The organism is Cupriavidus sp. 05N39, from assembly GCF_056397325.1.
The window spans coordinates 49,438-69,622 of the sequence record NZ_JBFTNE010000030.1 but is presented as its reverse complement, the minus strand read 5'-3'; the positions used below and the strand labels follow the sequence as shown (position 1 = coordinate 69,622).

The following is a 20,185-nucleotide window of genomic DNA, read 5'->3' as shown; positions in this document are numbered from 1 at the left end:
CTCAAGCGCGCCATCGACCTGCAGATGAACCACGGCAAGACCACCATCATCGAAATCATGTGCACCCGCGAGCTGGGCGACCCGTTCCGCCGCGATGCGCTCGCCAAGCCCGTGCGCATGCTCGACAAGTACAAGGACTACGTTTGAGCGCCAAGTCTGTAAGCGCGTGAACATCCGTCGCCCGGCCTTCCGGGCAACGGATGTTTCCGCCCCCCGCGGCAGGCGCCGCATGCGATACGCAACGCCTGCCGCAACCCGCACCGGCGTCATCCGGCGCGACCATGGACCCGGCGGCGAGCCAATCGCCGACCTACTATAGAAACCGTGGCGCGCGACCCTGTGCAGTGCAGGAGACAACACAGTGATTACCGAACAGCAGCAATCAAGCGGCCTGAAGCACGGGCTGAAGCAGCGCCACATGACCATGATCGCGCTGGGCGGCGTCATCGGCGCCGGCCTTTTCGTCGGCAGCGGCGTGGTCATCAAGTCCGCCGGCCCCGCCGCCGTCATTTCCTTCCTCATCACCGGCCTGCTGGTGGTGCTGGTCATGCGCATGCTGGGCGAGATGGCGTGCGCGCTGCCCACCGTGGGTTCCTTCTACGAATACGCCCGCGAGGCCTGGCGCGACCGYCCGGCCATGGGTGAACTCGCCGGCTTCCTCACCGGCTGGATGTACTGGTATTTCTGGGTGATCGTGGTCGCGCTGGAGGCCGTGGCCGGGGCCACGCTGGTGCAGTTCTGGCTACCGGACGTGCCCGCCTGGACCATCAGCCTGGTACTGCTGGTGATGCTCACGCTGACCAACCTGATCTCGGTGAAGTCCTTCGGCGAGTTCGAGTTCTGGTTTGCCTCGATCAAGGTGGCTGCCATCGTGGTGTTCCTGTTCCTGGCCGGCCTGTTCGTGCTCGGCATGTGGCCCGCCACCACCGCCAGCGTCGCCAACCTCACCGTGCACGGGGGCTTTGCACCGAACGGGATCATGCCGGTGCTGACCGGCGCGGTAGCGGCCACGGGGTTCTACTTCGGCGCCGAGATCGTCACCATCGCCGCGGCGGAAACCGCCGAGCCGCAAAAGGCGGTGGCCAAGGCCACTAGCTCCGTCATCACCCGCGTGCTGGTGTTCTACGTGGGCTCGGTACTGCTGGTGGTGTGCCTGGTGCCGTGGAACTCCGTCGGCATCGCCACGCCGTACGTCAGCGCGCTCAAGGCCATGGGCATCCCGGCGGCGGCGCAGATCATGAACGCCGTGGTACTGACCGCGGTGCTCTCGGCGCTGAACTCCGGACTGTACGCCTCGTCGCGCATGCTGTTCGCGCTGACCAAGCGTGGCGATGCGCCCAAGGGGCTGGCCAAGCTGAGCCGCAACGGCGTGCCGGTCCGGGCCATCCTGTTCGCCACGCTGTTCGGCTACGGTGCGGTGGTGATGTCCTATGTGTCGCCGGACAAGGTGTTCGCTTTCCTGGTCAACTCCTACGGCACGGTCGCCATCTTCGTCTACATCCTGATCGCCTTCTCGCAACTGCGCCTGCGCGCCCGCCTTGAGCGCGAAGCGCCGGAGCGGCTCAAGGTGCGGATGTGGGCCTTTCCCTACCTGACCTGGGTCGCCATCGCAGGCATGGTCGGGATCGTGGTCGCCATGGCCTTTATCCCCGATCAGCGCACTCCGCTGCTGCTCGGCGTGGCCAGCCTGGGCATCCTGCTGATCGCTTATGCCGTGCGCCAGTTGTGCCGCAAGCACGCGATCACCGCCGCACCGATGGGCGAGGTGCGGCGGGCTGACTGACACGCCCATCGCCCGATCCGCCCGATCCGCCGGCTCCACCTGATCCGGCTTCCGCGATGCGCGCCATCGCGGATTCACTCCCGGCAAGTCCGCATTGCCTGCCGCCGCGTTTTGCCGCAGCGGCAGGCCCGCGCCTGCCCGGCCGCTTTCAAACTACCTGGCTGCCGCCATGACCGCAAACACCCTACCCGCCATTCCCCAGTCCGCCTTCGCGCGGACCCGCGCCCTGCTGCCCGGCTTCATGCTGTGCGGCGTGATCGGGCTGGCCGCCACCTTTGTCTCCGAGCACTACGGCGGCCCGCAGTTCCTGTATGCGCTGCTGATCGGCATCGCTTTCCACTTCCTGACCGAGAACGCCAGATGCCTGCCCGGCATCGAGGTCTCGGCCAAGAAGCTGGTGCGGGTCGGCGTGGCGCTGCTGGGCGTGCGCATTGCCGCCAGCGATGTGGGCGACCTTGGCCTGTCCGGCGTCGCCGCGCTGATCGGGGCGGTGGTGCTGACCATTTCCTTCGGCGTGCTGCTTGCCCGCGCGCTCAAGCTGCCGCCCATGCTCGGGCTGCTCTCCGGCGGCGGCACCGGCATCTGCGGCATCTCCGCCACGCTGGCGATCTCGTCCACGCTGCCGCAAACCGCCGAGAACGAGCGCTACACGCTGCTCACCGCCATCGGCATCGCCGCTTTCTCCACGCTGGCCATGGTGCTGTATCCGCTCATCGTCACGCACCTTGGCCTCGGCCGGCACGAGGCGGGCCTGTTTCTCGGTGGCTCGATCCACGATGTGTCGCAGGTGGTCGGCGCGGGCTACATCATCTCGCCGCAGGTGGCGGATGCCGCCACGCTGGCCAAGATGTTCCGCGTGGCCATGCTGATGCCGGTGGTGGTGATGCTGGCGCTGGTCTTCCACGCGCGCCGCAAGAAGAGCGCCGTGGCCGGCGGCGCGCGGGCGCCGCTGATACCGGTTTTCCTGCTGGTGTTTGCCGCGCTGGTGCTGGTCAACAGCCTGGGCGGCATTCCGCCGGCCGTCGCGGCGGGGTGCTCCGAAGTCTCGCGCTGGTGCCTGGTGATCTCGATCGCCGCGCTGGGGGTGAAGACCTCGTTCCAGAAGCTGGCCGAACTCGGCTGGAAGCCGATCGTGCTGATGTCCGCCGAGACGGCGTTCGTGGCGCTGTACATGCTGGGCGTGGTGTACCTGATGCGCAGCTTCGGGTGAGCCGGTGGCCGCTGGCCCAAACGATTTACGGGATCTGGCCCTACAGCATTGCGCGCCACCTCACTATGCTGACGTCATAAGGCGCACAGGTCCGCGCAACGCGCGAATCACACACAACATCAAGGAGATCCAAATGGCAAATACCCCCGTCACCGAGGCCACCCTGCAAGCATTCAGCGACGCCTGGAACCGGCACGATATCGAAGCGCTGATGCGCTTCATGGCCGAGGACTGCGTGTTCCACGCCGTGGCCGGCAGCGAGCTGTTCGGCCGCAGCTTCGCAGGCCGCGAGGCGGTGCGCGAGGGCTTCCAGCTGGCATGGCAGGCTTTCCCCGACGCGGCATGGCTCGACGGCGAGCATTTCGTGGCCGGCGAGCGCGGCGTGAGCGAATCCACCTTCCGCGGCACGAAGGCGGACGGCACCCGCATCGAGGCGCGCATGGTGGACGTGTTCACCTTCCGCGACGGCAAGATCGCGGTGAAGAACGCGTACCGCAAGGACCGTCCGCCCGTCGCGGCGAACGGCGCAGGCAACTGAATCCGGCACCCCACAGAGGGCACACGAGGAAGACAGACATGGATGCCACCGCCGCAAGACTGATCCTGCCCGAAGGCCACGCCACCGCGCCTTCGAAGCCGTACGACCCGGCCTACGACCCGCTGGTCGCGCCCACGCCCGGGCAGGGCCGCGAGTACGCCCCCACCTACTGGATCGGCACCGCCGGCGAGCCGCCGCCGGACGACGGCCCGGTCACCCACGATATCGACGTGGACGTGGCCATCATCGGCTCGGGCTTCACCGGCCTGACCTGCGCGATCTTCCTCGCGCAGGAGTATGGCATCAAGGCCACCGTGCTGGAAGCCAACCGCGTGAGCTGGGGTTGCAGCACGCGCAACGGCGGCCAGGCACAGTGCGCCTCGGGCCGGCTCAAGCGTTCGCAGTGGATCCAGCGCTACGGCCTGGATACCGCGCTGCGCCTGCATGAGGAAGTGTGCGACGGCATGGAGACCTTCAAGGGGCTGATCAAGGACATCGACTGCGAACCGCAGCCGGGCGGCCACCTGTACATCGCGCACCGGGACAAGGTCATGCCCGCGCTGGAAAAGGAAGCCAGGATCCTGCGCGACGTCTTCAAGTACGACGCGCGCATCCTCGACGCCGATACCGTCAAGCGCGAGTACGTCGACGACAAGGAAGCCGCCGGCGCCATGCACGAACCCGAAGGCATCGGCATCCATGCCGGCAAGCTGGCCTTCGGCTACTTGCGCAAGGCCCGCGCGCTGGGCGCCAAGGTCCACCCATCCAGCCCCGTGACGGGCTGGGAGACGCGTGGCGGCGTGCATTACCTGAAGACGCCCGGCGGCATCGTGCGCGCCCGCGCGGTCGCCGTGGCCACCGGCGGCTACACCTCGCCGCACCTCCATGCGCAACTGAAGAACCGCCTGTTCCCGATCCTGTCGAACTCCATCGTCACCCGGCCGCTGACGCCGGCCGAGCGGGAAGCGTGCAATTTCCGCACGACGCAGGTCATCACCGATACCCGCATCCTGCGGCACTACTACCGCCTGATGCCGGATGGCCGCCTGCAGATCGGCAGCCGCAGCGCCATCACCGGCAACGATGCGCCGCAGCATAAATACAAGGACAAGCTGGTCAGCGACCTGCACCGCAAGTTCCCTGCGCTCCAAGGCATCCAGATCGACTATTCTTGGTGGGGTTGGGTCGATGTGAGCCATGACATGATGCCGCGCATCTTCCAGCCGGACCCGGCCCAGACCATTTACTACGCGATGGGCTACGGCGGCAACGGCGTGATGTACTCCGCGCAGGCCGGCAAGCGCATGGCCGCGCTGATCGCGGGCAAGAGCGCGGGGCCGGAACTGCCGATCTTCCGCTCGGCGCTACCGTTCCCGAACGTGCGGGAGATGGTCGAGGCGCAGGCTTTCGCGCCGTTCCGCCGGTTCGGGCAGTGGTTCCTGTATCGCTGGTATCACATGAAGGACGAAGTCATCTGAAACCGGAAGTGCGACCAAAGCGGCACCGTCCAAGACCGCCATCCCCACCAAAAGACGAGGAGCCAGGCATGGGCCGAGGCCATCATTCCGTACCACCGCAGCCGGGCCGCCGTGGCGTGCTGCGCTCTCTCGGCGCGCTGGGCGCCGGCGCGGCGCTGGCCCACCCCGCGCTGCAGGCGCTGGCAGCCACCGCCGACGCGCGCATTGAACTTCCCTTCGAGAACGGCGAGCGCGAGCTGGTGGCCTTTCCCCAGAAGCGTCCGCTGATCCTGCTGACCAGCCGGCCGCCGCAGCTGGAGACCCCGTTCGGCGTGTTCAACGATGGCCCGATCACGCCCAACGATGCGTTCTTCGTGCGCTACCACTGGAGCGGGATTCCCACCCGCATCGACCCGCAAACCTACCGGCTGCGCGTGGGCGGCAAGGTCAATGCGCCGCTGGAGCTCTCGCTCGACGAGATCAAGCGGCTGGCCTCCCCGGTGGACCTCGTGGCGGTCAACCAGTGCTCGGGCAACAGCCGGGGCTTTTTGTCGCCGCGCGCCAACGGCGGCCAGCTCGGCAACGGCGCCATGGGCAACGCGCGCTGGACCGGCGTGCCCCTGAAGGCGCTGCTGGAGAAGGCCGGCGTGCAGGCCGGCGCGCTGCAGGTGAGCTTCGACGGCATGGACCGCCCGCCGCTGGAAAGCGGCCCGGACTTCGTCAAGGCGCTGGCCATCGACCACGCGCTCGATGGCGAGGTCATGCTCGCCTGGGCCATGAACGGCGCGGACCTGCCCATGCTCAACGGCTTTCCGCTGCGCCTGATCGTGCCCGGCTACTACGGCACCTACTGGGTCAAGCACCTGTCCGACATCGAGGTACTGGACAAGCCGTTCGACGGATTCTGGATGAACGCGGCCTACCGCATCCCGGACAATCCCTGCGCCTGCGTGGCGCCCGGCACGGCGCCCGCGCGCACGGTGCCGATCAACCGCTTCAACGTGCGCTCCTTCATCACCAGCCTGGCGGATGGCGCAACGGTGCGTGCCGGGCACCAGACCGTGCTGCGCGGCATCGCCTTCGACGGGGGCTATGGCGTCGACGAGGTGGCCGTGTCGACCGATGGCGGCCGCACCTGGCGCGCTGCGCAACTGGGCAAGGACCTGGGCCGCTACTCCTTCCGCGAGTGGACGGCGGCGTTCACGCCGCCGAAGAAGGGCGAGTACGAACTGAAGGTGCGTGCCGGCAACCGCATCGGCCAGAGCCAGCCCCTCACCGCCCTGTGGAACCCGGCCGGCTATATGCGCAACGTGGTGGAAACCACGCGCGTGGTCGCGGCATGAAGGAGGCAGCCATGCAACCCGTCAAACCGACCCGCCCCCACGCTGCCGTCCTTGCTCTCGCGGCCCTTGCCGCCATCGGCGGCGCACCCGCCGCGCGCGCGCTGGAAATCACGCTCCCGCCGGAAACCGCGCGCTACACGCCGAGCGAGCTGCCCGGCTATCGCCTGGTGCAGCAGAACTGCATGACCTGCCACTCGGCGCAGTACGTGCTGACGCAGCCGCCGTCGTCGCCGCGCGGCTACTGGGACGCCACGGTCAAGAAGATGAAGAAGCCCTTCGGCGCGCCCTTTCCGGACGAAGACATCCCGGCCATGGTCGACTACCTGACGAAGACCTACGGCGCGGAGCGCACGGCCTATGCAGGAAAGGCCGCGGCGCAAGCCAACGCGCCGGCACCGGCTGCCGCCCCGGCCGCGGGCGGCCACGATCCGCAGGCCCTGCTCACGGCCAATGGCTGCACCGCCTGCCATGCCGTCGACAAGAAGGTGGTGGGGCCGGCGTTCAAGGACGTGGCGGCAAAGTACGCGAACCAGCCTGGCGCCGCGGCGCTGGTAGCGCAGAACATCCGTGCCGGCGGCGCGGGCAAGTGGGGCCAGGTGCCGATGCCGGCCTACGCGACAATGACGACGGAAGACCTGCAAAGCCTGGCGGGCTGGATTCTCGGCCGCTAAGCACAAGGGGAGCACCCGCGGCCTCATCGCCTTCGCCTTGCCGCAGGCGTGGCGCGGGTCTGCTGGCATCCCCATTCCATCGGTGCGGGACTTCGCCCATAATCCGCCGCACAAGACCACGGCCGCCACAGCGGCCATAGCACGGGGAGCGGCATGGCAAGCATGGGCAAGGCGAACACTTTCTGGAACCGGCTGCTACAGCTATCCTCCGATTCCGGCGTCAGCCTGCAGGCGCAGCTGCGCCAGCAACTGGTGTCAGCCATCCTAGCGCGGCAGTTGCCCGAAGGCAGCGCCCTGCCCTCCAGCCGCGAGCTGGCGGCCACGCTGGGCATCGCCCGCAATACGGTGATCCTGGCCTTCCAGCAACTGGTGGAGGAACACTTCCTGGAGACCAGGCCGCGGCGCGGCTACTTCGTGGTTGAGCAGTTGCCCAGCGCGGTCAGGCCGGGCTCGGCGCCGCCACGCGCGGTGGGCACCCCCGCCCCCGAAGAGGCCGCGCAAGGCGGCCCGGACTGGGAGGCGCGCCTGCCCGACATGACCGGCAAGCGTGCCATCGTCAAACCCACCGAGTGGCAGAACTATCCCTACCCGTTTATCTACGGCCAGTTCGATCCCGCCCTGTTTCCCACCGCCGACTGGCGCGAATGCTCGCGCATGGCGCTGGCCGTGCTGGAGATCCGCGGCTGGGCCTCCGACCTGATCGACCGGGACGATCCGCTGCTGATCGAGCAGTTGCAGAAGCACATCCTGCCGCGCCGGGGCGTCTGGGCCAACCCGGACGAGATCATGGTCACGATGGGCGCGCAGAATGCGCTCTACCTGCTGGCCGACCTGCTGATGCAGGGTACGCGCGTGGGCCTGGAAGAACCGGGCTATAACGACGCCCGCCATATCTTCGGCATGCGCGCCCGCGAGGTGGTGCCGCTGGCGGTGGACGAGTCCGGCTTGTGCCCGGACGACGGGCTGGCGCAATGCGACTACGCCTTCATCACGCCGAGCTACCAGTGCCCCACCACCGTCACCATGCCGCTGGAGCGGCGCGAGACGCTGCTGCGCGAAGCGCGGCGCCATGACGTCGTGCTGATCGAAGACGATTACGACACGGAGAACCCGGCGCTGACCCAGCCAATCCCCGCGCTCAAGAGCCTGGACCGCGACGGCCGCGTGATCTATGTGGGTAGCCTGTCCAAATCCTTCGTGCCCGGCATCCGGCTTGGCTATATCGTGGCGCCCAAGGCCGTCATCCGGCAGGCGCGCGCGCTGCGCCGCTTCATGCTGCGCCATCCGCCGGCCAACAACCAGCGGGCTACCGCGCTGTTTATCTCGCTGGGCCACCACGACGCGCTGCTGCGGCGCGTGGCGCCGATCTTCCAGCGCCGCGCGGAGATCCTGCGCGATATGCTGGCGCGGCACTTGCCGCAGGCCCGGGCGCATAACTCGCCGGGGGCCTCTTCGTTCTGGGTGGAAGGGCCGCCGGGGCTCGATGCGCGCAAGCTGGCCGGGATCGCGCTGGCGCACGGGGTCATCATCGAGCCGGGGGATGTGTTCTTTTCCACCGATGCGCCATCGCCGCATTTCCGCATGGGCTATACGGCGATCGCGGATGAGCGGATCGAGGAAGGCGTCAAGCTGCTGGGGCAGCTGATCGGGCAGGCGATGAGGCAGTGAAAGCGCGTGTTCGCACCCGGGCGGCTTCGTCGAGCGCCTCGGGTACCCTGCCCATCCGCCTGAAGGTACCGAAAGAAACCGTAGCGCCTACTCGAACACCGGCCGGAAGAAGCTGCGCTCGTAGCTGACGATGCATTGCGTCTCCTGCGCGTAGCGGAAGGCCGCCTGGCACTCGGGATCGTCGAAGGACTTGTTGCGATACGCCTCATACAAGGCCAGGCTGGGGAAGGAGAACAGGGCGAGGGCCACGTTGCTGGCGCCTTCCGACGGCAGGAAATAGCCGTGATGCTGGCCGCCGAACTTCTCCACAAGCGGAATCCACAGCTTGCCGTAGTGTTCGAATTCCTTCAGCTTGGCCGGGTCGATGATGTAGCGCAGGTAGCAGGTGATCATTCTTGATAATGGTCTCGTGGTGGTCTTGCTGTGGTCTTGTCTTGACGATCCGGCCTTGTCCGCCGCCCGGTGTCAAACGTCAAATACGATGTCGTCCGTTGCCAACGCCCGGATAGGCCGCCCGAAGCTCGTAATCGCCGACAGCGTCGCATTATGGTGGCGCCGGATCAGCCCGGCGCTGGCGTGCGGCTTGTCATGCGTGGTGTGCGCGTCCGCGGCGAGCGTGATCGCGTAGCCCAGCCCGGCGGCGCGCCGCGTGGTGGTGTCCACGCAGAATTCGGTGGCATAGCCGCAGATCACCAGTTGATTCGCCTGCAGCCGATCCAGCAGCGCGGCCAGCCCGGTATCCAGGAAGGAATCCGGCGTGGTCTTGCGTATGCGATGGTCGTCCGCCTGCGCGGCCAGGCTCCGTTCCAGCGCCCACGCGGCCGAGCCGAACGGCATCGCGCCGGCGGCCTGCTCGTGCTGGACGAACACCACGGGCGCGCCGGCGGCGCGCGCGCATGAGATCAGGCGATTGATGCGGCCGAGCACGGCATCGGCTTCGGCTGGCCGGGGCGTGTCGTCGAACAGGCCACGTTGTACGTCGATGACGATCAGTGCGGTTTGCATCGGTGCGGATGGCGTCCGGTCGGTTGGATGTATCCGGCGTGCATCGGTCCGGATGAAAACATATCCCGTGGCGCCGGCAGGCAGCCGCCAGCATAAGCCACTGTCCGCGCCACGGCAATGCTGCACACCGGCCTGCCGCAGCAACCTCCCGATCAGTGCAGCGGCGGCGACGACAGCTTGCCGCTTCCGCCCGGCTGCCTGCCGCCTGCATTGCGCTCCAGGCGGATGGCCAGCAGCGCCACCGCCACCGCGGCCACCGGCACCAGCGCGGCGACCCAGGTCACGGCGCCAAGCCCCGGCCCACGGGTGATGACCACCCCGCCCAGCCACGCGCCAATGGCATTGCCCAGGTTGAAAGCGGCGATATTGAAGCTCGACGCCAGGCTCTGCCCGGCCCCGCTGGCGCGTTCCAGCACCCACATCTGCAGCGGTGCCACGGTGGAAAAGGCGGCCACGCCCAGCAGGCCGACGAAGACCACGCTCAGCACCTTGCTGTGCAAGGCGAAACTCATCAGGCCAAGCACCACCGCCAGCGCCAGCATGCTGCCGAGCACCGTGGCCTGCAGGTACCGGTCGGCCAGCTTGCCGCCGAGCAGGTTGCCCGCCACCAGCCCGACGCCGAAGACCAGCAGGATGGGCGAGACGGCGCTGTCGGCAAAGCCGGTGATCTGCGTCAGGATCGGCGCGATATAGGTGAACACCGCAAATACGCCGGCATAGCCCAGCACCGTCGTCAGCAGCCCTAGCAGTACCGGCCGGCGCATCAGCGCGCGCAGGTCGCGGCGCAGGTCGGGGGCTTCCGGCTTGTCGCGTTCGGCCGGCACCAGCAGTGCGATCACCAGCACCGCCAGCAAGCCGACGGCGGCCACCGCCCAGAAGCTGGCGCGCCAGCCGTACGCCTGCCCGAGCCAGGTACCAAACGGCACACCCAGCACGCTGGCCACGGTCAGCCCGGTGAACATCACCGCAATGGCCGAAGCGCGCCGCTGCGGCGCTACCAGCCCGGTGGCGACCACCGAGCCTACGCCGAAGAAGGTGCCGTGCGCCAGCGCGGTCAGTACCCGCGCGGCCATCAGCGTCTCGTAGTTCGGCGCCATCGCGCAGGCGGCGTTGCCGAAGGTGAAGATCACCATCAGGCCCAGCAGCGCGGTCTTGCGCGGCCAGCGGGCAGTAAGGGCCGTCATGACCGGCGCGCCGGCCACAACGCCGAGCGCGTAGCCGGAGATCAGCAGGCCCGCCGCCGCGATGGAGACGCCGAGGTCGGTCCCGACCTCGAGCAGCAAACCCATGATGATGAATTCGGTGACGCCGATGCCGAAGGCGCCGGCGGTCAGGGCATAGAGAGCTAATGGCATTGGAAGTGTGCGAAACAGGTTAGGTGCGATCCCGCGATCCGGCTGCCGCCGGACCGGCGAAGTCCGGACGATGCATGGAGCGGAGTATGGGGATCGGGCCATTGGTGCGGTAGACTGCCCGAACGAACAACATTTATGAATTCAATTCACAATGTCGCGGCTTGATGTCAATCGCTCCGGCGAGATGGAAGTGTTCGTGCGGGTGGTGGAGCTGGGTGGCTTCTCGGCTGCGGCGCGAGCCTTGCGCATGACGCCGTCGGCCGTCAGCAAGCTGGTGGCGCGGCTGGAAGCGCGGCTCGGCGCGCGGCTGGTCAACCGCTCCACGCGCCGCATCGAGCTGACGGCGGAAGGCAGCGCCTTCTACGAACGCGCCGTGCGCGTGCTGGCCGACCTGGACGACGCCGAGCGCGGCGCCGCCGCCAGCGCCGTGCCCCATGGCCGCGTGCGCATCAACGCCAACGTGCCCTTCGGCGACCATTTCCTGCTGCCGCTGGTACCGGAATTCCTGGCGCTGTATCCGGAGATCCAGCTCGATATCGTGCTGACCGACCAGGTCATCGACCTGCTGGAAGAGCGCACCGATGTGGCGATCCGCGCGGGCGAACTGAAGAGTTCGCAGCTGGTGGCCCGCAAGCTGGGCGAGACCCGCATGGTGATCGTGGGCGCGCCGGCCTACCTGGCGCGGCGGGGCACCCCCGCCACCCCCGCCGACCTGGCCGTGCACAACTGCCTGAAACTGGGCTACGCGCGGGCGATCGAAGGCTGGCCTGTGCTGGAGAACGGACAACTCAGGATGGTGGCGCCTATCGGCAATGCCATGACGAGCAATGGCGACGCACTGCGGCGGATCGTCGTGGGCGGCCTGGGGCTGGCCAGGATGGCTGAATTCCAGGCACGCGAAGACATCGCCGCCGGGCGGCTGGTGCCGCTGCTCGAAGCGTTCAATCCGGGCGATACGGAAGCGGTGCACGCGGTGTACCTTGGCCAGGGCCGCCATCTGCCCGCACGGGTGCGCGCGCTGCTGGATTTTCTGGCGGAACGCGTGCAGATGAAGAATTCCAGCGGCGCGTAGTGGCACATGTCCGCAAAGCGGCGGCCGTGCTCTGTGGAACGTGCTCCGTGGAATCGACGCCGCCCTTGCCCCAGCCGCGATGAAGACTCACGGGCGCGCCAGCGCTGCGGGCACCCGGATTCCGATCTCTCGAAACCCCTTCTTCCGGCCCGGCACCGACTTCTTCTTGCACTTCGCGCCATCGACGAGTTCGCCTCCGTCATCGCTCAGGATGATCAGCTGGTCCAGTCCGGGAACCTTGAACAGGGCTTCCGGATGCAGCGTTCCCAGACTGACGTCTGCTACGGGAGCGGGCGCGCTCGCCGTCTTGCCGGACCAGGTGTACAAGGCGAAATCGTCCGGGCCGCCCTTTCCGTCATCGAATGGCCCGGCTAGGATGGCGTAGCCGTTGCCCATATGCTCCATGCTGCGTATTCCCCGCCCGCCAAGATCCAGCGCAACCAGGTCGTCAAATTCCGGTGCCGAACCGCGCTCCAGCACGTCGGCCGGATTGCGCAGCTTCAGCGTCAGCGCCATGCCCGCCCGCCGCGGGTTTCGAAAGCCGATCACCAGCCCGCCATCCGGCGAGGCCGCCAGCCCCTCGATGTTCAAGCCGCGTGGGTCCTCCGCGGCGAACTGCGACGCCTGCGCCAGGATGTCGAATCGCTTGTCCGCAACGATCGCGCTCAACAGTCCGGCGTAGGGCGCCGACGCGGATGCCCTGACGCCGGGCACCGCGCCGGTCTCGATGACATCGGTCGCGAACAACCTGAAGCGCTCGGGCGCAATCCTGCCTTTGCCATCCCTGCTGTGCGAGGCAATCCAGTAGATCCGGTTGCCGATGCGCGCCGCGCCTTCGATGTCCGTTTCCTTCGCCTTGCCGTTTGGCTTGCGCCCGCCGAGATACTGCGTCAGGTCGACCCGGCCCACGCTTTCGGCAATGCCGCGGCGGTAGATGGTGAGGACGTCGGCCTCGTCGTCGGCCACGACGAAGTGGTTCTGGCCCAGCGCGACCGCCGCCGACGCATCGCAAATGCCGCGATAGACCATCGGCTGCTGCGCGAGCGCGGCTGGGATGGATTGCGCCAGCAACAGCACGATCAGGCAGGACACTTTGACTGGCAGGACTAGCCGCATTCCATTTCTCCGTCGGTCCGCGCCGGCGCGCGGACATGAATAAGCCGTGCCAGTTTATAGCGGCATCGCTACAACCCCTTTTCCACCATTTCCAGCAAACGCTGCCCGATCGCGTCCGCCTGTCCCGGCACCATCGCCACCATGCGCAGCGGCCCGTCGATGACCAGCATGGACAAGCCATGCACGGCGGACCAGGCCAGGTATTCGGCACCGGCGCGGCGTGCGGCGGGCAGCACGCCGGCAGCCGTCATGCGGTCCAGCGCCGCGCCCAGCAACTGGAACGGATTCAGGCCGCTCTCGCCCGCCTTGGCGGGCACCGGCACGCCTTCCTGCTCATCCGGCACCGAGAATGCCGTGCGGAACAGGCCCGGTTCGGACAAGGCGAACCGCAGATAGCCGGTGCCGACCGCGCGCAGGCTGGCGCGCGCGTAATCCGCTGGCGCCGCCGCCGCGTCCAGCGCGGCAAGTTCGGTTTCCATCGCCACTGCCAGCAACGCCAGCGAGGCGGAACGCACGGCTTGCAGCAGGTCCTGGCGGCTGGCGAAGTGCCGGTACGCGGCATTGGGCACCACCCCGGCGCGCCGGGTGGCCTCGCGCAGCACCACCGCGTCCGGCCCGCCGTCGCGCGCCAGTTCCATGCCGGCTTCCAGCAATGCGCGCCGCAGGTCGCCGTGGCGATAGGTGCTGCGGGCCGGAGGGCCATCGGCAGGGCTGGCCGGGGCTTCGGAATCCGCCGGATCCAGGATGCGCGCAGTGCGCTTTGCGCCCGTCATTTCTTCTCCATGTGGACATCGTCCATTTTCTTGACTACCTTGGTGTTAGTGGACAGTGTACACAACGGATTCAGGCGATCACAGCCACGCATGCGCGGGCGCTGTTATCGCCCAATGGCCCAATGGCCCAAAGGCCCAAAGGCCCAAAGGAGCACATGATGGTGCACGCATCCCCGCCCGCATCTCACCCGGGCAGTGAAGTGGAAGTCCGCGCCCTGGTCGATGCCTGGGTGAACGCCGTGCGTGCAAAGGACGCGGTTGCCATGATGCGCAACTATGCTGAAGACGTGATCATCTTCGACGTCGTGCCGCCGGCGCAGTCCCGCGGCGTGGCGCCATACCGCCAGCGCTGGCAGCAATGGTTCGACAGCCTGGATGGCCCCGTGGGCTTCGAGATGACCGGGATGCACCTGACGGCCAGCGAAGACCTGGCCTGTTGCTACAGCGTCAGCCGGGTAAGCAGCCCCCCAGGGGCGGCGCTCCCCAGGAAGCGTGGGTGCGCGCCACTGTCTGTTTTCGCAAGATCGGCGGTCAATGGCTGGTCGTGCATGAGCACGCATCGGTGCCGATCAGTTTCAACCCCTCAGCGTGAAAGCGCAAAAAAGGAGACAAGATGCTAGTCCAACCCTACCTGTTCTTTGAAGGCCGCTGCGAGGAAGCGGCTGAGTTCTACAAGCGCACGCTGGGCGCCGAAGTGATCATGATGATGCGCTTCAAGGAAGCGCCCCCGCCGGAGTCGCCCCCGCCAGAAGGCGCCTGCGGCCCCGCTGCCGGCAGCGAAGAAAAGATCATGCACATGTCCATGCGCATCGGCGAGACCACGGTGATGCTGTCCGACGGCCGCTGCACGGGCAAGCCCGACTTCCAGGGGTTCTCGCTGTCAGTGACCGTACCGGATATCGCCACCGCGGACCGCGTATTCAACGCCCTGGCCGAGGGCGGCCAGGTGCTGATGCCGCTTGGCAAGACGTTCTACTCGCCACGCTTCGGCATGACGACGGACCGCTTCGGCATGTCGTGGATGGTCATCGTCCTGGAGTCCTGAGTCCTGAGTCCTGAGTCCAACCCACCCGGCGGTAGCTGCGCCGCTGCCCGCCTGACGGCATCCGACGCCGCCGGGCGGGCTTCCCATCTCCTCCTTCCCTGCGCCGCGCCAACTCAGTGGCCTGCCGGCGCACGCGCCGTTTTGTTGCGTTTTGTGTTTTTTATTGGCAAACTGTGGCAAACAGATACAGCGCCTCCCGGCGCGCTTTCTCCACAGGTGCCCCTATGTCCGCGTCTTATCGCCGCCCCGTTCCCGAGCACGCCCGCGTCGTCATCATCGGCGGCGGCATCATTGGCTGCAGCGTGGCCTATCACCTCACCAAGCTGGGCTGGAAAGACGTGGTGCTGCTCGAACAGGGCCAGCTCTCCTGCGGCACCACCTGGCACGCGGCCGGCCTGGTCGGGCAGTTGCGCGCACAGGAGAGCATGACCAGACTGATCCGCTATTCGACGCGCCTCTATAGCGAGCTGGAAGCGGAGACCGGACTGGGCACCGGCTGGAAGCAGTGCGGCTCGCTTTCGGTGGCGCGCACCGCCGAGCGCATGACCCAGCTCAAGCGCACGGCGGCGGTGGCGCGTGCTTACGGCGTGGATTGCGAGGTGATCTCCCCCCGCCAGGCCGGCGAGCTGTGGCCAGTGATGCGCACGGACGACCTGCACGGCGCGGTGTGGCTGCCTGGCGATGGCAAGGCGAATCCCACCGATCTCACCCAGGCGCTGGCGCGCGGCGCCCGCAGCCGCGGCGCGGTCATCGTGCAGGACACCAAGGTCACGGCGATCCATACCCGTGACGGCCGCGCCGCGGGTGTGAGCTGGCAGGACAAGCAGGGCGCGGGCGGCCGTATCGAGGCGGAAATCGTGGTGAACTGCGCAGGCCAGTGGGCCAGGCAGGTAGGCCGCCTGTGCGGCGTGACCGTGCCGCTGCATTCGGCCGAGCATTACTACATCGTCACCGAGCGCATTGCCGGCGTGCACCCGGACCTGCCGGTGATGCGCGACCCGGACGGGTTTATTTACTTCAAGGAGGAAGTGGGCGGGCTGGTGATGGGCGGTTTCGAGCCCAACGCCAAACCCTGGGGCATGCAAGGCATTCCCGAGCCGTTCGAGTTCCAGCTCCTGCCCGACGACTGGGACCAGTTCGAGATCCTGATGCAGAACGCGCTGCAGCGCGTGCCGGCGCTGGAAACGGCCCAGGTGAAGCAGTTCTACAACGGCCCCGAGTCCTTCACGCCAGACAACAACTTCATCCTGGGCGAAGCGCCCGAGCTGCGTCACTTCTACGTGGGCGCGGGCTTCAACTCGATGGGCATTGCCTCGGCTGGCGGCGCCGGCATGGCGCTGGCGGAGTGGATCGTGGCGGGCGAGCCCACCATGGACCTGTGGCCGGTCGACATCCGCCGCTTTGCCGGCTTCAACGGCAACGAAAGCTGGCTGCACGACCGCGTCAAGGAAACCCTGGGACTGCATTACGCCATGCCCTGGCCCAATCGCGAACTCGATACCGCGCGGCCTTTCCGCCGCTCGCCGCTGTACGCCCACCTGCGCGACGCCGGCGCCAGTTTCGGCAGCAAGATGGGCTGGGAGCGGCCGAACTTCTTTGCGCCCGCCGGGGAGACGCCGGAGATCCGGTACGCGTTCGGCCAGCAAAACTGGCTGCCATGGAGCGGCGCCGAGCATCGCGCCTGCCGCGAGGGCGTGGCGCTGTTCGACATGAGCTCCTTCTCCAAGTACATCGTCAAGGGCGCCGATGCCGAGGCCGTGCTGCAGCAACTGATGAGCAACGACGTTGCAGTGCCGCCGGGGCAGACGGTCTACACCGCGATGCTCAACGAAGGCGGCACCTATGAGTCCGACCTGACCGTGACCCGGCTGGCGCAAGACCAGTACCTGCTGGTGACAGGCTCGGCGCAGACCACGCGCGATTTCAGCTACATCGAACGGCTGATCCCCGCCGACCAGCGTTGCGCCATCGTCGACGTAACCGGCCAGTACGCGGTGCTGGCGGTGATGGGACCGCGCTCGCGCGAGCTGTTGCAGAGCGTCTCGCGCGCGGACTTCTCCAGCGCGGCCTTTCCCTTCGGCAGCTCGCGCGAGATCGACCTGGGCTACGCCACCGTGCGCGCGACGCGCCTGACATATGTAGGCGAGCTTGGGTGGGAACTGTATGTGCCCGTGGAGTTCGCCGTAGGCGTCTACGAGACCTTGCACGCAGCGGGCAAACCGCTCGGGCTGGTTAATGCCGGCTACTACGCCATCGAATCGCTGCGCATCGAAAAAGGCTACCGCGCCTGGAGCCGCGAGCTGACCACCGGCATCCATCCCTTCGAGGCCGGGCTGTCCTTCGCCTGCAAACTGGACAAGCCGATTCTTTTCCGGGGACGTGAAGCGCTGCTGAAGCTGCGCGCGTCAGGCGGCGGCGCCCAGGTGAAACGGCGCGTGGCCGTGCTGACGCTGGACGGCGCCAGCCAGGCCATGCTGTGGGGCGGAGAGGCGGTGCTGCGCACCGGTCCGGATGGCACGGTACGCCCGGCCGGCTTTATCACCTCGGCGGCCTTCGGCCATACGCTCGGTTGCCCGGTGGGCCTGGCGCTGCTGCAGCGTGAAGATGGCGCGGCCAATGCGGAATGGATCGCCGCCGGCAAGTACCACGTTGACCTGGCTGGCGAATTAATACCTGCCAGCGTGCATCTGCGGCCGCCTTACGATCCGGGCAACGCCAGGGTCAGGGTGTGATGCGCTGATGCGCGCGGTGAAATGGCGTGCGGAGCGCCGGGGTGCCGCGTAACAGGAGCCGGACACTGGTGTCCAGCCGAACCGCGTGCGATGCCGGCACCCCGGTGGCAATGCTCAGCTTGACTTGCCGTCGGCGCCGGGAGCGGCAGCCGCTTGATTGGACTTCAGCGCGCAGGGGGTCTGCGCTTGCTGCTTCGCTTGCGCCTGCTTCTGGGCGCGAGCGCGCTCGATGACGGTCCAGTCCGGACCGGCAAGGGCCGGCAACGAGGAAGCGAGGGCGGTGACGCTAAGCAGCGCCAGCACGATGGTTTTCATGATTTGTCTTGAGACAGGGATAGCAATCGGGGATCTTGATACTTGCTGGCCAGCCCCCCGGGCGAGGGAACCCAGGGGCCGGACCGGCCGCGCTGTATCAGGCGCTGGCCTGGCTGTTGGCTGCCGCGCCATGCGCCGGCGAAGCCGACACGCCGGACAGGTCGCGGCCGGCAAGTTCCAGAGCCGCGGAGACGCCGCCATGCGCGCCGTCCGTGAACGGGTCGCGGCGGTCGTTGGCACGCGCACCGTCGGTAAACGCATCGCGGCGGTCATTGACGCGTGCGCCGTCGGTGAACGGGTCGCGCTTGCCGTTGTGCAGTGCGTAGCCGTACTTGTCGCCGGCGCTGGTGCTATCTTTCGGACCCGTTGCGTTGGCTTGCGTCGATGCCAGTACGCAGACACCGAAGGCGGCTGCGGAAACGAGGGTCGTGAAGAGCTTCTTGTTCATGATGCTGCTTGATTCCAGAATTTGGCGGCACTTTCCACTTAACGTGGAGCGGGATAGGCGGATCTGCGTCCCGCATGTCGTCTGTTTCGCCTTTTGATCTGCACCGGCGCGATGAGCAGCGCGGTACAGGTCCATAGTGTAGTCACGGCGAATCATTCCTGTGATGAATTAAACGTCTCGTCTTCAGTCGTTTTTTTCACAATCCACAACCAGGCGAAGTCCTTTGCCGCAACGGGGCCGGCGCCCGCCGGCGGCTCGCTGATCTTCTGTACGTTCACCACGTATATGCAGAAGTACCTGATGAACTCCGCGGGCATGTCCATCAGGACGGCAAGCACGGCGATGACCGGCTGCCTGTTCCTCTACATGTGCATGCAGCCGCTGTCCGGCGCCTTGTCGGACCGCATCGGCCGGCGCAGCAATATGCTGGCCTTCGGCGCGCTCGGCGTGGGACTTGCCTATGCCATCTCCAATGCGATCTTCGGCGGCTCGGCCGAATACGTGACGCTGGCCTTGAAATCGGCGGGGCACCAATCGTCCTTCTACTGGTACGTGACGGCAATGATGGCCCTGGCGTTCGTGGTCAGCTTGCGCCTGCCACGGGAAGCCAGGCACCTGCGCCACGAGGATTGAGGCGAGCGGCGGGAAGCGCTAGCCCTCGCACCCCCATGCCTGCAATTGTTCAGCAGTCGCGCCCGCGCCGCCGCAAACGATGACCAGCACATCCGTTGCCGCCATCACCGCCGCCGGCCGTTGCTCCAGGGCAGCCAATGCCGCGCCGCACGCCGGCTCCACGACGATGCGGTGCTCCGCCAGGAAGCGCAGGCATGCGCTGACCGCGGCCTTGTCCGAGACCACCTGGCTGACGATCGGATGCCGCGTGGACCACTCGACCGCCTTGTCGCAAGGGCGCTTCGCCCCCAACGAGGTCGCAATGCTGGTGACTGCCGGCAGTTCCACCGGCGCGCCTGCCGCCAGCGAGGCCGCGTAGGATTCGGCGCCAACGGTCTCGGCCGCAATGACCGGCACGTCGCCCCAGCCGTTCCGGTGCAGCCCGGCGAGCACGCCGCACAGCAAGCCGCCGCCACCCACCGACAACACCGCGGCGCCGGGCTTGATGCCGGTGGCAGCGACCTCGTCGATCATGGTCGCGTGGCCTTCCCAAAGCAGGGGATCGTCGAAGGGATGGATGAATGCGTAGTCCTGCTTCATCAACGAGAGCGCGTGATCGTTTGCCTCGCTCCATGCGCGTCCGTGAACGATCAGTTCGGCGCCTTCCATGCGGATGCGCTCGCGCGCCGCGGCGGATGTGCTTTCGGGCACGACGACAGTGACCGGCACGCCGAGAAGCCGCCCGCTATAGGCGACGGCAATGCCGGCATTACCGCCGGAAGAGCAGACGAAGTGCTTTGCCCCCCGCGCCTTGTGGACCCGGCAAGCATGGCCGATTCCCCTCGCCTTGAACGAGCCGGGGGGCTGAAGCGCTTCCATCTTGAACCACACCGACCGGCCCAGCCGCTGCGAATAGGACGTGGATCTCAGCAGCGGCGTGACGATATGCAGGTCAGGTTCGTGCGCTGCCCCGCCAGGGGCGCCCGGCAGTGCGTGGTCAGAATTGGACATGTGAAGCGTGTTGGTTCGGCAATGAGGGATG

The 20,185-nt window shown here is 67.3% G+C and carries 19 protein-coding genes and 1 pseudogene; 12 read left to right on the top strand and 8 right to left on the bottom strand.

Going from position 1 to position 20,185, the window contains the following annotated elements:
* Positions 1–418 precede the first annotated feature (418 nt).
* The 7 genes from AC1DN0_RS16560 (at position 419) to pdxR (ending at position 8,670) form a co-directional block, all read left to right on the top strand.
* Positions 419–1,783: an amino acid permease gene (locus AC1DN0_RS16560; RefSeq protein ID WP_441633257.1), complete on the top strand. Its 1,365-nt coding sequence runs from the start codon at positions 419–421 to the stop codon at positions 1,781–1,783.
* Positions 1,784–1,952: 169 nt separating this feature from the next.
* Positions 1,953–2,993: a YeiH family protein gene (locus tag AC1DN0_RS16555; protein ID WP_441633249.1), complete on the top strand. Its 1,041-nt coding sequence runs from the start codon at positions 1,953–1,955 to the stop codon at positions 2,991–2,993.
* Between the two features lie 133 nt (positions 2,994–3,126).
* The gene (locus AC1DN0_RS16550; RefSeq protein WP_441633247.1) at positions 3,127–3,531 is read left to right on the top strand and encodes a nuclear transport factor 2 family protein; all 405 of its coding nucleotides are present in this window, start codon (positions 3,127–3,129) and stop codon (positions 3,529–3,531) included.
* Between the two features lie 38 nt (positions 3,532–3,569).
* On the top strand, positions 3,570–5,009 hold the full coding sequence (locus AC1DN0_RS16545) for an NAD(P)/FAD-dependent oxidoreductase (RefSeq protein ID WP_441633245.1): 1,440 nt from the start codon (positions 3,570–3,572) through the stop codon (positions 5,007–5,009).
* 68 nt (positions 5,010–5,077) lie between these two features.
* Entirely contained in the window at positions 5,078–6,331 is a 1,254-nt protein-coding gene (gene sorA, locus AC1DN0_RS16540) for a SorA family sulfite dehydrogenase catalytic subunit (RefSeq protein WP_477111829.1), read from the top strand.
* An 11-nt stretch (positions 6,332–6,342) separates the two neighbouring features.
* Positions 6,343–7,002, top strand: a complete 660-nt coding sequence (sorB, locus tag AC1DN0_RS16535; RefSeq protein WP_441633241.1) for a SorB family sulfite dehydrogenase c-type cytochrome subunit — start codon at positions 6,343–6,345, stop codon at positions 7,000–7,002.
* A 153-nt stretch (positions 7,003–7,155) separates the two neighbouring features.
* Complete coding sequence (gene pdxR / locus AC1DN0_RS16530) at positions 7,156–8,670, top strand: MocR-like pyridoxine biosynthesis transcription factor PdxR (RefSeq protein ID WP_441633239.1); 1,515 nt, start codon at positions 7,156–7,158, stop codon at positions 8,668–8,670.
* Positions 8,671–8,757: 87 nt separating this feature from the next.
* On the opposite strand, the gene AC1DN0_RS16525 is transcribed toward pdxR, so the two are convergent.
* From AC1DN0_RS16525 to AC1DN0_RS16515, 3 genes are all read right to left on the bottom strand, one after another.
* On the bottom strand, positions 8,758–9,063 hold the full coding sequence (locus tag AC1DN0_RS16525; protein WP_045243050.1) for an NIPSNAP family protein: 306 nt from the start codon (positions 9,061–9,063) through the stop codon (positions 8,758–8,760).
* A 72-nt stretch (positions 9,064–9,135) separates the two neighbouring features.
* Positions 9,136–9,675 (bottom strand): cysteine hydrolase family protein, encoded by a 540-nt coding sequence (locus AC1DN0_RS16520; RefSeq protein WP_441633237.1) that lies wholly within the window; start codon positions 9,673–9,675, stop codon positions 9,136–9,138.
* A gap of 152 nt (positions 9,676–9,827) precedes the next feature.
* Complete coding sequence (locus AC1DN0_RS16515; protein WP_477111828.1) at positions 9,828–11,030, bottom strand: MFS transporter; 1,203 nt, start codon at positions 11,028–11,030, stop codon at positions 9,828–9,830.
* Positions 11,031–11,181: 151 nt separating this feature from the next.
* Between AC1DN0_RS16515 and AC1DN0_RS16510 the strand changes: the two genes are divergently transcribed.
* Complete coding sequence (locus AC1DN0_RS16510) at positions 11,182–12,102, top strand: LysR family transcriptional regulator (RefSeq protein ID WP_441633233.1); 921 nt, start codon at positions 11,182–11,184, stop codon at positions 12,100–12,102.
* Positions 12,103–12,189: 87 nt separating this feature from the next.
* Here AC1DN0_RS16510 and AC1DN0_RS16505 read toward each other — a convergent pair whose 3' ends face one another.
* Both AC1DN0_RS16505 and AC1DN0_RS16500 read right to left on the bottom strand, forming a co-directional pair.
* The gene (locus AC1DN0_RS16505) at positions 12,190–13,173 is read right to left on the bottom strand and encodes a DUF3616 domain-containing protein (protein WP_441633231.1); all 984 of its coding nucleotides are present in this window, start codon (positions 13,171–13,173) and stop codon (positions 12,190–12,192) included.
* A gap of 113 nt (positions 13,174–13,286) precedes the next feature.
* Positions 13,287–13,991 (bottom strand): TetR/AcrR family transcriptional regulator, encoded by a 705-nt coding sequence (locus AC1DN0_RS16500; RefSeq protein WP_441633229.1) that lies wholly within the window; start codon positions 13,989–13,991, stop codon positions 13,287–13,289.
* A gap of 155 nt (positions 13,992–14,146) precedes the next feature.
* Between AC1DN0_RS16500 and AC1DN0_RS16495 the strand changes: the two genes are divergently transcribed.
* The 3 genes from AC1DN0_RS16495 (at position 14,147) to AC1DN0_RS16485 (ending at position 17,768) form a co-directional block, all read left to right on the top strand.
* The gene (locus AC1DN0_RS16495) at positions 14,147–14,611 is read left to right on the top strand and encodes a YybH family protein (RefSeq protein ID WP_477111827.1); all 465 of its coding nucleotides are present in this window, start codon (positions 14,147–14,149) and stop codon (positions 14,609–14,611) included.
* Positions 14,605–15,036, top strand: coding sequence for a VOC family protein (locus AC1DN0_RS16490; RefSeq protein WP_441633225.1), 432 nt, complete (start codon positions 14,605–14,607; stop codon positions 15,034–15,036). Before AC1DN0_RS16495 ends, AC1DN0_RS16490 begins: the two co-directional genes overlap by 7 nt.
* A 224-nt stretch (positions 15,037–15,260) precedes the next feature.
* Positions 15,261–17,768 carry a GcvT family protein gene (locus tag AC1DN0_RS16485; RefSeq protein ID WP_477111826.1) on the top strand — a complete coding sequence of 836 codons (2,508 nt, stop codon included), beginning with the start codon at positions 15,261–15,263 and terminating at the stop codon, positions 17,766–17,768.
* A 114-nt stretch (positions 17,769–17,882) separates the two neighbouring features.
* Here the strand turns inward: AC1DN0_RS16485 and AC1DN0_RS16480 are convergent, their stop codons facing one another.
* The gene (locus AC1DN0_RS16480) at positions 17,883–18,083 is read right to left on the bottom strand and encodes a hypothetical protein (RefSeq protein ID WP_428180234.1); all 201 of its coding nucleotides are present in this window, start codon (positions 18,081–18,083) and stop codon (positions 17,883–17,885) included.
* A gap of 97 nt (positions 18,084–18,180) precedes the next feature.
* A complete protein-coding gene (locus tag AC1DN0_RS16475) occupies positions 18,181–18,531 on the bottom strand; it encodes a hypothetical protein (RefSeq protein ID WP_441633221.1) in 351 nt (116 codons plus the stop codon).
* Between the two features lie 177 nt (positions 18,532–18,708).
* Between AC1DN0_RS16475 and AC1DN0_RS16470 the strand changes: the two are divergent.
* A pseudogene (locus AC1DN0_RS16470) lies at positions 18,709–19,164 on the top strand (alpha-ketoglutarate permease); the annotation flags it as partial.
* Between the two features lie 18 nt (positions 19,165–19,182).
* Here AC1DN0_RS16470 and AC1DN0_RS16465 read toward each other — a convergent pair.
* Positions 19,183–20,154 carry a pyridoxal-phosphate dependent enzyme gene (locus tag AC1DN0_RS16465; protein WP_441633219.1) on the bottom strand — a complete coding sequence of 324 codons (972 nt, stop codon included), beginning with the start codon at positions 20,152–20,154 and terminating at the stop codon, positions 19,183–19,185.
* Positions 20,155–20,185 lie beyond the last annotated feature (31 nt).